We start from the raw sequence: 14,830 nt of genomic DNA, 5'->3' as shown, positions 1-14,830 counted from the left end.
ATGGCAAATTCATTAGTCAGTGTCCAAATCATTCCGAAAACAGAAAAATATGAGGATGTAATTCCTTATGTTGATGCGGCAATTTCTGTCATTGATGCATCTGGTGTGAAATATGAGGTGCATCCACTTGAAACGACGATGGAAGGTGAGCTCACAATGCTGCTTCAAATCATTGAAAAAATGAATGTCAAGATGATCGAGATGGGTGCCATTAATGTCATTACACAAGTGAAAATTTTATATCAACCTAAAGGCATTACGATGGATACTTTAACGGAGAAATATCAATCATGAAACGCGCATTACAAAAGGGAAGGACGATAATTTTTATCGCCTTCCTCTTATTCATATGGGAGCTTGTTGTGCATATAGCGGATGTTCCTCCTTGGCTCCTACCAGCACCAAGCATTATTTTAGTAGAAGGCTTACAATCTTATCAGACATTCTTGCCACATGCCCTAGCTACAGTGCAGTTAGCTTTGCTAGGACTTGCCATTGGGGTTGGTTGTGGTCTATCGATGGCGATTGTTTTGCATCGTTTTACATTCATTCGGGAGTTGTTTTATCCGATTCTAATTATGTCGCAAAATATTCCGATTCTTGTATTAGCACCGCTGCTAATTATTTGGTTTGGCTTTGGCTTATTACCAAAGCTTATCATTATTTGTCTAGTGTGCTTTTTCCCCATCGTCATTGCGGCAATGGACGGCTTTCGTCAAACAGCACCCGAGCTAAAGCATTATTTTGAAATGATTGGTGCAACAAAGGCACAAACGTTTTGGAAGCTAGAATGGCCACATGCCTATCCAGCTATTTTCTCAGGTGTAAAAATTGCTGCTACCTACAGCGTAATGGGCGCTGTTATTGCAGAATGGCTTGGTGCCAAAAAGGGAATAGGTGTTTACATGACTTTAGCACAATCTTCCTTCCGTACGGATCGAGTGTTTGTAGCAATTTTTGCGATTGTCTTGTTAAGCTTATTGTTGTTTAGTAGTATTCGCTTGATTGAAAAATTTACGGTAAAGGGGAGAGGTTATGCTCAGCATTCAAAACATCGCTAAGTCCTTTGACAGTTTACAGGTACTGGACAATTTATCCTTTGATGTCAAAGATGGGGAGTTTGTGGCCATAGTGGGCCCATCCGGCAGTGGGAAGAGCACCCTTTTTCAATTAATTGGTGGCGTCTCGTCGATTGATCAAGGGGCCATATTATTAAATGGGGAGGATATTCAGCAAAAAAGAGGAACGATTGGCTATATGCCACAGCAGCCTTGTTTACTGCCATGGCGTACCGTTATCGAGAATGTGACGATTGTGGAGGAATTACAGCAAAAACCTAACTTTGAACGTGCGAAGGGGTGGTTAGAGAAGGTTGGGCTTGCATCCTTTATGCAGGTCTATCCAAATGAGCTATCCGGTGGGATGCAGCAGCGAGTATCATTTATTCGTGCCATTGTCAGCGACAAGCCCATTTTATGTCTGGATGAACCATTTTCTGCGCTGGATGAATTTACAAGACTGGAAATGCAGGCATGGCTTTTATCCATTTGGGAGGAGTATCGAAAATCCATTTTATTTGTCACACATAGTATTGAAGAAGCACTCTTTTTAGCGGATCGTATACTTGTTTTATCGAAACGCCCTGCAACTGTGAAAAAAGAAATCATTGTGCCGTTTGAGCGACCACGTAAAGAGGAAATTCGTCATTCGGCCACATTCACAGCCTTGAAACAACAGTTATTTAAGTATTTACAGGAAGAAAAGGGGGATATGTATGTTGATTGATGCTCATATCCATTTAGATCAGTATAAGGATGGAGAGATACCGTCTTTATTGGAAGAAGTGGAGACATTGATTGCGGTGAGCATGCAGCTGTCCTCTTGTCAAAGAACATTGGATATAGCGAAGACCTATCCAAAAGTGAAGGCAGCTTTTGGTTTCCATCCTGAACAACCTTTACCAAGTCAAATCGAAGAAAATGCTTTATTTGATTGGATTCGTTCTCATAAAGATGACATGGTGGCGGTAGGTGAGGTTGGTTTACCTTATTATTTAAGGCAAGAACAAGCCTTAGATGTTCGTCCATATGAGGCTTTATTAGAACGTTTTATCGTATTGGCGAAAGAACTTAAGAAACCGATTGTTTTGCATGCTGTGTATGAGGACGCTACCATCGTATGCGATTTGCTTGAAAAGCATCGGCATCGTCAGGCTCATTTTCATTGGTTTAAAGGGGATGTGACCGTTGTGAAACGCATGATCCAGCAAGGTTATTTTATCTCCATAACACCTGATGCTTTGTATGAAGAGGAGATTCAGCAGTTAATTCAAGTTTACCCAATCGAACTGATGATGGTAGAAACAGATGGTCCGTGGCCGTTTGAAGGACCTTTTACAAATAAACGTACGTCTCCGTGGATGATGCATTCGACGCTTGAGGTGATTGCGTCCATTAAGGGGTTGTCCATACAGGAAGCGGCTCAAATTATTACGCAGAATACAAAAACTTTCTATCAGCTATAGGAAGGATCGATATAAAAAAAGCAGTATAGGATATGAATTAGTCATCCTAATACTGCTTTTTATGTTTAGTGAAGTCGTGTTCCATTTTCTCATTCTTTGTTTTGGTGGTACGTTCATGTGTACTGAAGGAACTAGATTGACGATTTTTCTCCACATCCTTACCAACAGTCCGTTTAATATGCATTCGCTTCTTTTTCGCCTTTGATTGAGCCATTATTTTCCCTCCTTTTAACAATATAGTAGCGAAAACGGAAGAAAAAGTAAAACCTCGTAAGCAAGAACTCACGAGGTTTATAAAATATTTTAGTGAGATACGTCCTGTACAGAAATACCTGTGTTTGCCTTAACGTCAACTTCACGATATTTTGCATCATCAGTTTCTTTAGATAGTAACGTACCGATGAATCCACCAAGGAAACCTAGTGGTACAGAGATTAAGGCTGGGTTCGTTAAGAAAATTAACGGTTCACCAACGAAAATCGCCTTGCCTTCAATCGGATTCCATACGTTAGGTGACATAGCTACTAATACTAATGCAGAAATTAAACCTGTTAACATTGCTGTAACAGCACCAGCTGTATTAAAGCGTTTCCAATAAATTGTGTAGATAATAACTGGAAGGTTAGCAGAACCTGCAATACAGAATGCTAAAGATACTAAGAACGCAACGTTTAATGTTTGTGCACCAAGTGCTAATAGAATAGAAATTACAGCGATTGTAATCGAACCGATACGAGCTGCAAGAACTTGTTCTTTTTCTGTAATTTTACCCTTTTTAATAATTTGACCATAAATATCATGGGATAGGGCAGATGCACCTGAAAGTACAAGACCTGCTACTACCGCTAAAATTGTTGCGAATGCTACTGCACAAACGAATGAGAATAGAATGTCGCCACCAAGTGCTTCTGCAAGAAGTGGGGCAGCCATATTACCAGCAGCGTTCGCCGCAATAATATCTTCTTTTCCAACGAATGCTGCTGCACCGAAACCTAAGAAAATTGTTAAAACGTAGAAAATACCTACAATCCAAGTAGCCCAAATAACAGATGAACGAGCAGTTTTTGCATCTTTTACTGTGAAGAAGCGCATTAAGATATGTGGAAGACCCGCAGTACCTAATACTAATGCAATTAACATTGAGATTGTGTCAAGTCCATTTGTATATTTTAGACCTGGGTTTAAATAAGCAGCGCCACTTTCAGTCGCTGTAGTCATCTCTTTAAACATTGTTGCAATACTGAAGCCGAACTCTTTTAATACTAAGAATGAGATAATAACAGTACCTATCATTAAAAGACAAGCTTTAATAATTTGTACCCAAGAAGTTGCTGTCATACCACCGAATAATACGTAAGTTGTCATCATGAAACCTACGATTAATACAGCTATCCAGTAGTCGATTCCTAAAAGTAATTGAATAAGTGCTCCTGCACCAACTAGTTGTGCAATCATGTAGAATAAAACAATTGTAATAGTGCTTAAAGCAGCTGTTCCACGTACTTTTGAGTTATTGAAACGTGCTGTAATCATGTCAGCTAATGTGAACTTCCCAAGGTTACGTAATGGCTCAGCAACGATATATAATACCACTAAGTAAGCTACTAAATAACCAATAGAGAAGAAGAATCCGTCAAATCCAAATAGTGCTACTGCACCTGCAATCCCTAAGAAAGAGGCTGCTGATAAATAGTCCCCTGCGATAGCTAGTCCATTTTGCCAGCCTGTTAAGCCACCACCAGCTGTATAGAAGTCACTTGCAGAAGATGTACGTTTAGATGCCCACCATGTGATAACTAATGTTAAACCAACAATGGCTACGAAGAAGAATATGGCTGTAAAACTCATTCCGTTACTCATCGGCGGCCACCTCCGTTCTCGTATTCTGCGATAATCGCTTTTGCTTCTCTGTCAAAGTTATTTGCTTTAGCTACATATAAATGACATAACCCCCATGTCATGATGAATAGCCCTGCGGAATAGATCCACACAAAAGTAATTTCCCCAAATGCCTTTTGATGTAGAATTGTTGTGTACGATGTCAGAATTGGTAACAACATGTAGGCCATTAAAAATATGGCAGTAATAGACCAAAGAAAAGAGTTCTTTCTTCGTACAAGAGACTTAAACGATTCTTGGTTTGCAATTGCATCATAGTCAATCACGACACCTTTTTTTGCTTGATTGTTTGCCATTAACATTCCCCATTTTGTGTATATTTTTTCTGCCTCAAGACTTGATTTTGCTAGTTTAGTGAATTCACATTTTCATTTTATGAAAGAGTTCACAAAATTGCAATACATTTCAGAAAAATTATGTAAAAAAAATTTTTCAGAAAATAGTCTTGGAAGAGAAAAAATCCTCCAAAGTCAAGAATATAAAGGGTTTTAGAAAATTCAGATAAATAAATGAAGCAAAGAGAAATCTAGATTCTTGACAATAATAGAGGGGTAAATTTACAAAAATATCTTGTTTTTTTATCCAAATTTAAACACTATTTACTTAGTGAAAAATGGTTTTTTTCTGTTTTTTGGAAGTCAAATAATATTGTTAGATAAGTAAATTAGTAGATAACGAATAACAAAAAAGGCGAAAAACTCGACCAAAAATCGAATTTTTTGCCTATTTTTTTGCTCATTTTGAATTACAATTCATTATGCATGAGTTGCATAAAAATTAATGTGAAATATCAGATACAGAGACACCAGTATTCGATTTCACACGAATTTCTTTATAAATACGTTCTGCCTCTTCTTTGGGAACTTTACTAGAGGAAAGTACAGAGCCCAAATAGCCTGCAATAAAGCCTAATGGAATTGTAATAATAGCTGGAACAGCCAGTGGTACAAGCGGCTTACCAACAAAGATAGCTGCACCTTCAACAGGACTCCATACATTTGGTCCCATGGCTCCTAAGATTAAACAGGATACTAATCCAGTTACCATGGCTGCTACAGCACCTGTAGAATTGAACTTCTTCCAATAAATTGTATAAAGGATCACAGGTAAATTTGCTGAGGCACCGATGCAAAATGCAAATGACACTAGGAACGAAACATTTAAGCTTTGCGCAAATAACGCTAAAATAATTGAGACAATCGCTATCGAGATAGAGCCTGTACGGGCAGCTACTACCTGTTGCTTTTCCGTTAATTTTCCATCCTTAATAATTTCTCCATAAATATCGTGAGAAATTGCCGAGGCACCTGTCAATACTAAGCCAGAAACAACTGCTAAAATTGTCGCAAAGGCTACAGCACCTATAAATGCCATCAACACATCTCCACCTAAATAATGCGCTAGAAGTGGAGCAGCCGTGTTACCAGCCTTACTTTCAGCTAAAATTTGATCAAGACCTACAAAGTTTAATGCACCAAAGCCTAAAAAAATTGTTAATGAGAAGAAAATAGCTGTAATCCAAGTTGTCCATGAAATAGAAGAACGTGCCGTTTTGGCATCCTTTACAGTAAAAAAGCGCATTAAAATATGTGGTAAACCTGATGTTCCTAAAACTAAAGCCATCATCATAGATACAGAATCGATGGTACTTGTGTATTTAATTCCTGGTACAAGGAATTCCTCCCCATGATCCACGGCAATCGTATCGAACATTTTCAATAGAGAGAAATCAAACTTCACTAATACTAATGTAGCTAATAAGCCTGTCCCGAATAATAATAGACTTGCTTTGATAATCTGTACCCAAGATGTTGCTGTCATTCCACCGAATAATACATAGGTAGTCATCATAACCCCGACAATTAACACCGCAACCCAATATTCAATGCCGAATAATAGCTTAATTAGTGCACCAGCACCTACTAATTGTGCAATCATATAAAGAATAACAATAATAATGGTGCCTGATGCAGCGACACCTCGAATTCGCTTTTCATTAAAACGAGCCGTTAACATGTCAGCTAGTGTATAGCGACCTAAATTACGCATTGGCTCTGCAATAACGTATAAAAGAACTAAATTCGCCACTACATAACCAACAGAGAAGAAGAAACCATCAAAACCTGTTAAAGCAATGGCACCAGAAACTCCTAAAAATGCGGCTGCGGATAAATAGTCACCTGCAATCGCAAAACCATTTTGCCAACCCTTCAAACCACCACCAGCTGTATAAAAATCAGCTGCAGAGGATGTACGTTTTGCCGCAATATATGTAACAACAAGTGTTAAGCCAACAATTGCTACGAAGAAACCTATGGATACTATGTTCATACTTATTTTCCGCCTTTCGCATGATACTCTGCTAATACATCAGCTGCAGCTTTATCGAATGAAGCAGCTTTTTTTACATATACTGTACAGAGCACGATCGTCATCACAAATAATCCTGCTGAATAAACCCAAACACCCGTAATATTTCCGAAGATTTTTTGTTGTAGTACAGGTTGAAAAGCAAGGATTGGTAGCAAAATATAGAGAATTAAAAACACTGCAGTAATCGAGAAAAGAAAGATATTTTTCTTTCTAACAAAGCTATTAAACGATTCCATGGCTTCAATTGCATCATAATCAATTGACGGCGCCTGTTTTTTGTTTGAAACGTTAGCCAAAATTATTCCCCCTAAAGTTATATATTTCTGTTTTAAGCGATATATTGCTTTTCCATTCATCGCTATATTCACTTATTTTATGAGGGATAATCCTATAATGCAATACTAAATTTTGAGTTTTTATAATTTTTAGTTAAATATAAGTTGAGGAAATAATATAGAAATAACAAGGATTTGTTAGAAATAATTAGCATAAAAGAGAAATTGAATATCTGTGAGAATAATATTTTTGAAATAGTTTATAACTGATAATGAGGAATGTGGGAGAAAAAATAATCTTGAAAGAGAATATTCTGCATTTTATTATTGTGCTATTAAATTTATAGAAAAGGAATAAAATAAAAAATCATTGTTATATAACAAACACCTGCTATCTTGGGAAATAACGAAAATCATAAAAAATGATACGGAAAAATTTTTATGAAAAATTCACGAATTAAAAAATATAGTGTGGCAAAATACCATAAACAGTAAATGTTCACATCTTACACAAAAAGCAATGCTTGCGTAAGTCCATTATCTTGTATTTACCTCCTAGAATGAATAAAATAAGGTGATGAAATGAAGGGAAGTGGGGCACTACTATGAAAAGAAAAAGTATAGCGCTAGTTTTCATTCTGGCGTTAAGTAGCTTGTTAGCTGCTTGTGGAAGTTACAAATTTGAACCAACGTTAAATATCGAGGTTCAAGATTTCAATGTAACAAACCAAAAAAATGAGCAAGTAAGCCTGGATAATTTAAAAGGTAAACCGTGGTTGGCCATGTTCATATTTACAAACTGTACAACAATTTGTCCACCGATGACATTTAATATGACTGAGGTCCAGCAAGCACTACAGGATGAAGGACTTGAAGATTATCAAATTGTCGCATTCAGTGTAGATCCAGAAGTGGATAAGCCTGAGGTATTAACGAATTACTTAAAAACGTATAACGTTGTAGATGATAGCAAATGGCAGCTGTTAACAGGCTATCAACAAAAGTTCATTGAACAATTTGCAAAAAAATCATTTAATTCACTAGTTAAAAATGATCCTAACTCAGACCAAGTAATACATATGTCGAGCTATTATTTAGTAAATGCAGACGGCACAGTTGTTAAAGATTATGATGGTGCCACTAACGTACCAGTTGATACAATTGTTGGAGACATGAAGGCACTAATTAAGGAAAGCAAATAACGCAGAGGTCCATGTGACTTCTGCTTTTTTTGTTATTTCGTCTCACTATTATTAGTATACTTTTCAATGAAACACAACTTCCTATAATTTATATTATGTAAACTAAAATTATTTGGCGTGGAGGAGGGCTTGGATACGTCAACTACCCATTATAAATATCTGTGCTTTTTGTATATGGACAAGAATTTTTAGACACTTTTATTTTTTTCGGACAAGAACTTTTAGACGTTTTATTTTAAGTACAGATGTAGGTTATGATCGATTTTTTGAAATCCCCCTTAAGCATTGCAGATTTCGTAATTACTAACTAAAAAATTTGAAGTATCTCTTTACAATAAGCATATTAGACAGACATAAGCACTCTTAGTTAATTGTGCTTATGTCTGTCTTTTTATTTTAAACTAATGTGTTTTAATAATTCCTCTCTAATCTCATTATTTATAGGTATAGATTTCTTATCCTCAAAATTAAAATTAACTAAAACAGCCTTTCCACGAGCAATACAATTTTTATTTTCATCCTCAATTGAATGTTCTACATCAAAGCTAGATTTACCAATTCGGCTAACCCATGTATATACTTTAATTTTTTGAGCATATCCAATTTCCTGAAGAAAATAGCAATTAGTCGATGCAACAATAAGGTTCCACGATTTTATACTCAAATTATGATTGAAAATCTGAAATAGTCTCTTTCTTGCTTCTTCAAAATAAGTAAAATAAACAGAATTGTTAACATGTCCTAAAGAATCACAGTCATTAAAGCGAACATTCAAATTAGTTTCTAACATATTACCACTCGTTTTAAATTATTGAATAGTACCCCGGACTTTTTCCTCCAGAGTCTTTTGCTCAGGAAGTAAAAAGGTGAAAGTTGCACCAATTAATAAAATAATTATCGATAGATAAAAAGAAGAATTATAATTGGCATGGAAATTATACATTAGACCTGGAACATATGCCCCTAATGCAGATCCTATTTGATGACTAAGAAATAGCCAGCCTATAATAAAACCTATTGAATAGTTTTTAAAATGTTGGGTTGCTAATAATTGAGTAGGAGCTACAGTTGCAAAATCAACTAAACCAAAAATCATAGCAAATATTATGAATAGATAAGGATTACTATTATCTAAAAGTATTAGAAGAGAAAGTGGCCGGATTATATATAATACAATTAGAAACTTACGACTACTCCATCGATCTGCTATAACTCCTGATATTAATATTCCAATTATATTAAATGCGGCCAAAACACTGACTGCTATTCCAGTTATGCTTGTTGAAAAACCGCATAACTGGAATAGGGATTAAGTGAGTGTCCATTAATCCTGTAGTAGTAAAACCACAAATTGCGAAAGGTAAAATAATGAACCAAAATTGTTTTTTTCGATAAACTTCCCAATTAGAGAATGTGTTGCTTTTTTTCTTATTAATATTTGTAACTTCTTTATTACTATGGCCTCCTATACGTTCCAGCTCTTTATCTTCAGGGGTATTTCGTATTAAAAACAAGACTATAGGAAAGATTACTATGAACAAAATTAAGCCTAATACACTAACAGTTCCTTTCCAACCAATCCAATGTATTAAAGCAAGAGACCCTGGTACAAGTATCATTTGCCCTGCACCAAACCCAGTTTCTACTATTGCTAAAGCAAGTCCCCGTTTTTTATGAAACCAGTTTGTAACAATTACAGTTGCAGCTACATTTGATGCTCCTCCAACTCCAGCTGATAAAAAAAGTCCATAAATAATCAATAATTGCCAAAAATTATTAACAAAAGCCATCAATAAAAAGCTAATTGCCACTAGAATAGTACTTAATGAAAGTATTAAACGTGGACCAAACTTATCAACTAATGTTCCGATAAATGGTTGAGATACCCCATAAACAATAAAGCTAATTGTTGAGATAAGTGAAATTGTTCCTCGGTCCAATTGAAAGTCATTTTCCCATGGCTCTATAAATGCACCAAATGATAAACGAACACCTTGAACAGCTAATAGGTTTATAAATATAACTAGTACAATTATCCACGCATAATGAATTTTCAATTTCATATTTTCACTTCTTTTCTGTTGTATAAATACTTTATAAAATATCCTTATCTATGAATCTTTTAATTCGTTGCATGGCTTCTTGTAACAGTTCAAAACGAGTAACATAACTACATCTTATATACCCTTCACCACCTTTACCGAATACTGAACCTGGTACCACAGCAACTTGTTCATCTATTAGTAGTTTTTCAGCAAATTCTTCGCTTGATAAGCCTGTAGATGAAATGTCTGGGAATACATAAAAAGCTCCTCCTGGTAAATGGCATGAAAGTCCCATTTCATTGAATTCATTAACAATATAATTTCTACGGTCGTTATAACTTTGCACCATTTTTCTAACTTGCTCCTGACCATTTTTTAAAGCTTCTATTGCTGCAAATTGAGACATTGTAGGAGCGCACATTATGGAATATTGATGTACCTTCAACATTCCTTGAATAATTTCTGATGGTCCACAAGCAAATCCTAATCTCCATCCTGTCATAGCAAAACCTTTTGAAAATCCATTCATTAAAATGGTCCTTTCCTGCATACCTGGGATGGAAACCATGCTTGTAAAGGATTCATCATAAGTAATTTCTGAATAAATTTCATCCGAAAGTACCAGTAGATTATGCTTTACTATTACCTCAGCTATTTTTTCAAGGTCTCTCCTATTTAAGACAGTTCCAGTGGGATTATTAGGTGAGCAAATGATTATTCCTTTTGTTTTATCTGTTATAACTTTTTCTAATTGCTCTGGTTGGAGCTTAAAATCAAAATTAGCCAATGCTTGGATAGTCACTACTTTTCCACCCGCCATTTCAATAATTGGAGAGTACGATACATAGCTAGGTTCTATCACTATTATTTCATCACCAGGGTTAACGATAGTTCTTATAGCAATATCAAGGGCTTCAGAAGATCCTACAGTTACTAAAATTTCATTTTCGACTGAATATTTGGCATTAAATTTATTGTATAAATAATCAGAAATTTCTTTTCGGAGTTGAATAAGCCCTGCATTAGGAGAATAAGCGGTATAACCTTTCTCTAGTGATAAAATGCTTGCTTCACGAAAATTTAATGGAGTTACGTAATCAGGCTCACCTACTCCCAGAGATATAACATTGTCCATTTGATAAGCTAAATCGAAAAAGCGTCGTATACCTGATGGCTTTATTGTTTGAATACGATTTGCTAAAAAATTTTTGGGGTCAAAACCTTTGGTATTCATAGTTTAAAATCACCATTCTTATCTTTTACAATCTTAAAAATTGTTATTTTTTAAAGTGTTTTCCCTTTTATAATTGTAGATCCGCAATTGAATATAAGACAGCTGAACCACTAATCTTTACTCTAACATCGTCGTATTTACAGTATAGTGTTCCACCACGTTTAGATAGCTGTCTAGCTATCATTTCATTTTTTCCTAGCCGTTTTGCCCATAATGGAATTAAACTACAATGTGCTGAACCACAAACTGGATCTTCATTTACATTTAGTTTTGGCCAAAAGGCTCTAGAAACAAAATCAACTTCATTACCTTTTGCAGTCACAAAAACAGCAAGTCCTTCTGGAAATTGCGCTAATTTAGTAAAATCAGGAGACAAGTTAAGTACATCTTCTTCTTTTTCAAGTACAAACACTAAATCTCTACCTAAAAAAGTTTCTACAGGTTTTATACCGAGTGCTTCCACCATCTGTTTTGTTAAGCTATATTCGTTAAGCTTTATACTTGGGAAATCTAATTCATAAAGATCATTTTTTTTCGAAACAATCAGTTCACCACTCTTTGTTTGAAATCTGATTTTTTTAAGTTCTTTGTCATAAAAATTTGTGATGATATAAGCAGTTGCTATGGTAGCATGTCCACATAGATCAATTTCTCCTCCAGGTGTAAACCATCTTAAATGATAACTGTCTCTATCTTTTTCTTTTACAGCAAATGCTGTTTCAGAAAGGTTGTTTTCAATAGCTATATTCTCCATCATTTTTTTAGGCAGCCATTCATCCATAATACAAACACCGGCAGGATTACCCTCAAATATTTTTTCAGCAAAAGCATCCACTACATAATATTTCATTAAAAAAACCTCCCGTTTACCTTTATTCAAAATTATTCAATCAGTACTTAATTCTATATTCAATATAAACTCACCCACCCACTCTATACATAGCAAAGCATCCTCCTTGATGTTATAATGTGTTCATTTGAATCACCTTATTTTATAACTAAACTAGGTATAACACTCAATACACTTCTATAACACTTTATGGAGGATAGACATGCATATTGAAATTCAACGAAAATCAGAGACTTCTCTTTCTAAACAAATTTTCCAATCAATAGTTGACCATATACGATCAGGACTATTACTAGAAGGAAGTCAGTTACCTTCTGTCCGGGAATTATCTAAAAAATTAGAAGTTAGTTTTGTTACAGTGGTCAAAGCATATAAAGAACTCGAAAAAGAAAATTATATTATTTCTATTCAAGGAAAAGGAACATTTGTGAATATTGGCGAAACAGATATAAGAAATTCAAAAACAGATGAACCACCATTTAATTGGCAGTTATCTATACAAGATTATCTACCAAGAGCTCAGTTTTCTCGCTTTCATCACATTCAAGGCGAAATTCAACTCTCTTCATCAATGATTGACCCAGGGCTTCTCCCTAATCAATATTTAGAAAAAGAAATTCATAAAATGCTTTCTGAAAACCCAAGGATATTATCTCGATACAGTGAAATCCAAGGTGAGTATGAACTAAGAGAAGCAATGTCTAACTATTTAAAACAATTTGCTGTACCTACTACACCTGAAAACCTTTTAGTTACAAATGGGTCCCAACAAGGAATAGATCTTATCGCTCGTACATTTATTGGTCCTAATGATGTTGTGATAATGGAAAGTCCTACGTATCCAGGAGCGATAGACATTTTTAGAGGAAGAGGGGCTACCATTCTTACTGTTCCAGTAGATAGAGATGGTATGAATTTAAATATATTGCAAAATTTGTGTGATAAATACAAACCAAAGATTATTTATACAATACCTACCTTCCATAACCCCACTGGTGTAGTTATGTCACAAAAGCGACGTAGACAAATTTTAGAGATCGCAAAAAGTATTCAATGTATTATTGTAGAAGATGATCCATGGAGTGAGATTTATTTTGATAAAAAACCCCCTGCCCCTATTAAAAGTATGGATAATTATGGTCATGTAATATATTTAAAAGGGTTAAGTAAAACTCTAGCTCCAAGTTGCAGAATTGGAATTCTCTCAGCATCAGGTTCGATTTTCAATCGTCTATTGGCTGCTAAATCTAATGCAGATTTGGGTAGTCCTTTATTAACACAGAAGTCATTATTACCCTTTATTACTTCAAAGAAAATGATAGATCATATGAAAAAATTAAGAACAGCATTAAAAGTAAGACGGGATTTGTCACTCGAATTACTATCAAAATACTCTCCTGAAGGGATTACGTGGATGATACCTAATGGGGGATTAAACTTATGGATTACTCTTCCGATTTGGATAGATACAAATCAACTTCTGATAGAAGCAAAAAAAAATTTTGTATCATTTTTACCAGGTTCCGTTTGTTTTCCAGTAGAACAAGAAAAATGTCATTTACGATTAAGTTTTTCGTTTATGAGTGAACAACAATTACAACAGGGAATTAAAACTTTATGTATGATTTTTAATGCTGAAATATCTTCGAAAAAAAATAACATTCCAGATTTTTGATATTATCCTTAGGAGTAATAATAGGTTCTTTTTATATAGAAAAGGATTTCCAGAAAGAAACGATTGCTGAAGTCCGAAGTTTGATTTTATGGTTAGATTAAATTAGGAGAAGACAAAATCGAAGCTCCATATTACTAAGAGAATTAGTTGAGACCGATCAATAGAAAAAGTCTATACGATTTTAAACACCTGTCATGTGTCAATTTAAACAGGCGTTTAGTATTTTAGTTACTTATACTTCAATGCTAACGCTTTTGTACGGCGCTCATTAAATTCTATAATACGTGTTTCATTATTACCACGTTCAGATTTCATTCGTTCTATTGCTTCATCAAGAATTGCAATTTCATTATCATAATCTTTTAATTTAAGATAAACCTTCGCATAAGAACTATAAAGCGCAGGTGCAGCAGGTGTAAATACAGCAATTTAAAAAGTAAGCATTCAGATTTTGCGTCACCACGAACTCCTTATGCTTGGCTAGTGACTACTTCTGTCTTCTCGGTTTAAAACTTGCACTCGATAGATTGCGGACATGCCCGGCACACTAAAAAAGTTGATAAGGAGAAATACTCCTTATCAACTTTTTAGCCTTTATCAAGATATAGTCACAACCAGTTAAGTTGTTTACACATATGAATAATTTTTATTAATAGTGGATATGTCTAAATTAAACGATAATTAGCATTATTTAAACGAATAATCTCCTTTTGAACGATAAATTATGAGAAGCATCCGATAATTTAGTAAGTT

The 14,830-nt window shown here is 35.0% G+C and carries 14 protein-coding genes and 1 pseudogene; 6 read left to right on the top strand and 9 right to left on the bottom strand.

Annotated features, from left to right (window positions below; genetic code table 11):
* From AO843_RS14365 to AO843_RS14350, 4 genes are read left to right on the top strand one after another with little or no spacing between them, the layout of a single operon-like run.
* Positions 1 to 294, top strand: coding sequence for a thiamine-binding protein (locus tag AO843_RS14365; protein ID WP_054611780.1), 294 nt, complete (start codon positions 1 to 3; stop codon positions 292 to 294).
* Positions 291 to 1,061: an ABC transporter permease gene (locus AO843_RS14360; RefSeq protein WP_054611779.1), complete on the top strand. Its 771-nt coding sequence runs from the start codon at positions 291 to 293 to the stop codon at positions 1,059 to 1,061. The genes AO843_RS14365 and AO843_RS14360 overlap by 4 nt, the downstream gene beginning before the upstream one ends.
* Positions 1,036 to 1,785 (top strand): ABC transporter ATP-binding protein, encoded by a 750-nt coding sequence (locus AO843_RS14355; protein WP_054611778.1) that lies wholly within the window; start codon positions 1,036 to 1,038, stop codon positions 1,783 to 1,785. Before AO843_RS14360 ends, AO843_RS14355 begins: the two co-directional genes overlap by 26 nt.
* Positions 1,775 to 2,524, top strand: a complete 750-nt coding sequence (locus tag AO843_RS14350; RefSeq protein ID WP_054611777.1) for a TatD family hydrolase — start codon at positions 1,775 to 1,777, stop codon at positions 2,522 to 2,524. The genes AO843_RS14355 and AO843_RS14350 overlap by 11 nt, the downstream gene beginning before the upstream one ends.
* Before the next feature lie 46 nt (positions 2,525 to 2,570).
* Here AO843_RS14350 and AO843_RS24855 read toward each other — a convergent pair whose 3' ends face one another.
* From AO843_RS24855 to AO843_RS14330, 5 genes are all read right to left on the bottom strand, one after another.
* Entirely contained in the window at positions 2,571 to 2,738 is a 168-nt protein-coding gene (locus AO843_RS24855) for a hypothetical protein (RefSeq protein WP_197278930.1), read from the bottom strand.
* 89 nt (positions 2,739 to 2,827) lie between these two features.
* Entirely contained in the window at positions 2,828 to 4,372 is a 1,545-nt protein-coding gene (locus tag AO843_RS14345; protein ID WP_054611825.1) for a solute symporter family protein, read from the bottom strand.
* Positions 4,373 to 4,380: 8 nt separating this feature from the next.
* A complete protein-coding gene (locus AO843_RS14340) occupies positions 4,381 to 4,719 on the bottom strand; it encodes a DUF485 domain-containing protein (RefSeq protein ID WP_054611776.1) in 339 nt (112 codons plus the stop codon).
* Positions 4,720 to 5,200: 481 nt separating this feature from the next.
* Positions 5,201 to 6,754, bottom strand: a complete 1,554-nt coding sequence (locus AO843_RS14335) for a solute symporter family protein (RefSeq protein WP_054611775.1) — start codon at positions 6,752 to 6,754, stop codon at positions 5,201 to 5,203.
* 2 nt (positions 6,755 to 6,756) lie between these two features.
* Positions 6,757 to 7,092 carry a DUF485 domain-containing protein gene (locus AO843_RS14330; RefSeq protein WP_054611774.1) on the bottom strand — a complete coding sequence of 112 codons (336 nt, stop codon included), beginning with the start codon at positions 7,090 to 7,092 and terminating at the stop codon, positions 6,757 to 6,759.
* 584 nt (positions 7,093 to 7,676) lie between these two features.
* Here AO843_RS14330 and AO843_RS14325 point away from each other — a divergent pair.
* The gene (locus AO843_RS14325; protein ID WP_054611773.1) at positions 7,677 to 8,273 is read left to right on the top strand and encodes an SCO family protein; all 597 of its coding nucleotides are present in this window, start codon (positions 7,677 to 7,679) and stop codon (positions 8,271 to 8,273) included.
* A gap of 391 nt (positions 8,274 to 8,664) precedes the next feature.
* On the opposite strand, the gene AO843_RS14320 is transcribed toward AO843_RS14325, so the two are convergent.
* The 4 genes and pseudogenes from AO843_RS14320 to AO843_RS14305 all read right to left on the bottom strand — a co-directional run bounded on the left by AO843_RS14320 (position 8,665) and on the right by AO843_RS14305 (position 12,402).
* Entirely contained in the window at positions 8,665 to 9,063 is a 399-nt protein-coding gene (locus AO843_RS14320) for an acyl-CoA thioesterase (RefSeq protein ID WP_054611772.1), read from the bottom strand.
* Positions 9,064 to 9,081: 18 nt separating this feature from the next.
* Positions 9,082 to 10,336 (bottom strand): annotated as a pseudogene (locus AO843_RS14315) (MFS transporter).
* Between the two features lie 31 nt (positions 10,337 to 10,367).
* Positions 10,368 to 11,552: an aminotransferase gene (locus AO843_RS14310; protein WP_054611771.1), complete on the bottom strand. Its 1,185-nt coding sequence runs from the start codon at positions 11,550 to 11,552 to the stop codon at positions 10,368 to 10,370.
* 67 nt (positions 11,553 to 11,619) lie between these two features.
* Positions 11,620 to 12,402, bottom strand: a complete 783-nt coding sequence (locus tag AO843_RS14305) for a PhzF family phenazine biosynthesis protein (protein ID WP_054611770.1) — start codon at positions 12,400 to 12,402, stop codon at positions 11,620 to 11,622.
* A gap of 202 nt (positions 12,403 to 12,604) precedes the next feature.
* Between AO843_RS14305 and AO843_RS14300 the strand changes: the two genes are divergently transcribed.
* Positions 12,605 to 14,077: a MocR-like pyridoxine biosynthesis transcription factor PdxR gene (locus tag AO843_RS14300; protein WP_054611769.1), complete on the top strand. Its 1,473-nt coding sequence runs from the start codon at positions 12,605 to 12,607 to the stop codon at positions 14,075 to 14,077.
* Positions 14,078 to 14,830: the final 753 nt, after the last annotated feature.

Origin of the sequence: Lysinibacillus sp. ZYM-1, from assembly GCF_001308875.1 — a bacterium.
In the GTDB taxonomy this organism is placed as follows: domain Bacteria; phylum Bacillota; class Bacilli; order Bacillales_A; family Planococcaceae; genus Lysinibacillus.
The sequence above is the reverse complement of the archived record's forward strand: the minus strand, read 5'-3'. Positions and strand labels throughout refer to the sequence as shown.

Excerpts from the sequence above, each read along its gene's own strand:
- AO843_RS14365 (WP_054611780.1), top strand. The coding sequence starts at position 1 with ATGGCAAATTCATTAGTCAGTGTCCAAATCATTCCGAAAACAGAAAAA.
- AO843_RS14325 (WP_054611773.1), top strand. The coding sequence starts at position 7,677 with ATGAAAAGAAAAAGTATAGCGCTAGTTTTCATTCTGGCGTTAAGTAGC.
- AO843_RS14355 (WP_054611778.1), top strand. The coding sequence starts at position 1,036 with ATGCTCAGCATTCAAAACATCGCTAAGTCCTTTGACAGTTTACAGGTA.
- AO843_RS14345 (WP_054611825.1), bottom strand. The coding sequence starts at position 4,372 with ATGAGTTTTACAGCCATATTCTTCTTCGTAGCCATTGTTGGTTTAACA.
- AO843_RS24855 (WP_197278930.1), bottom strand. The coding sequence starts at position 2,738 with ATGGCTCAATCAAAGGCGAAAAAGAAGCGAATGCATATTAAACGGACT.
- AO843_RS14350 (WP_054611777.1), top strand. The coding sequence starts at position 1,775 with ATGTTGATTGATGCTCATATCCATTTAGATCAGTATAAGGATGGAGAG.
- AO843_RS14310 (WP_054611771.1), bottom strand. The coding sequence starts at position 11,552 with ATGAATACCAAAGGTTTTGACCCCAAAAATTTTTTAGCAAATCGTATT.
- AO843_RS14360 (WP_054611779.1), top strand. The coding sequence starts at position 291 with ATGAAACGCGCATTACAAAAGGGAAGGACGATAATTTTTATCGCCTTC.
- AO843_RS14320 (WP_054611772.1), bottom strand. The coding sequence starts at position 9,063 with ATGTTAGAAACTAATTTGAATGTTCGCTTTAATGACTGTGATTCTTTA.
- AO843_RS14300 (WP_054611769.1), top strand. The coding sequence starts at position 12,605 with ATGCATATTGAAATTCAACGAAAATCAGAGACTTCTCTTTCTAAACAA.
- AO843_RS14340 (WP_054611776.1), bottom strand. The coding sequence starts at position 4,719 with ATGGCAAACAATCAAGCAAAAAAAGGTGTCGTGATTGACTATGATGCA.
- AO843_RS14335 (WP_054611775.1), bottom strand. The coding sequence starts at position 6,754 with ATGAACATAGTATCCATAGGTTTCTTCGTAGCAATTGTTGGCTTAACA.
- AO843_RS14305 (WP_054611770.1), bottom strand. The coding sequence starts at position 12,402 with ATGAAATATTATGTAGTGGATGCTTTTGCTGAAAAAATATTTGAGGGT.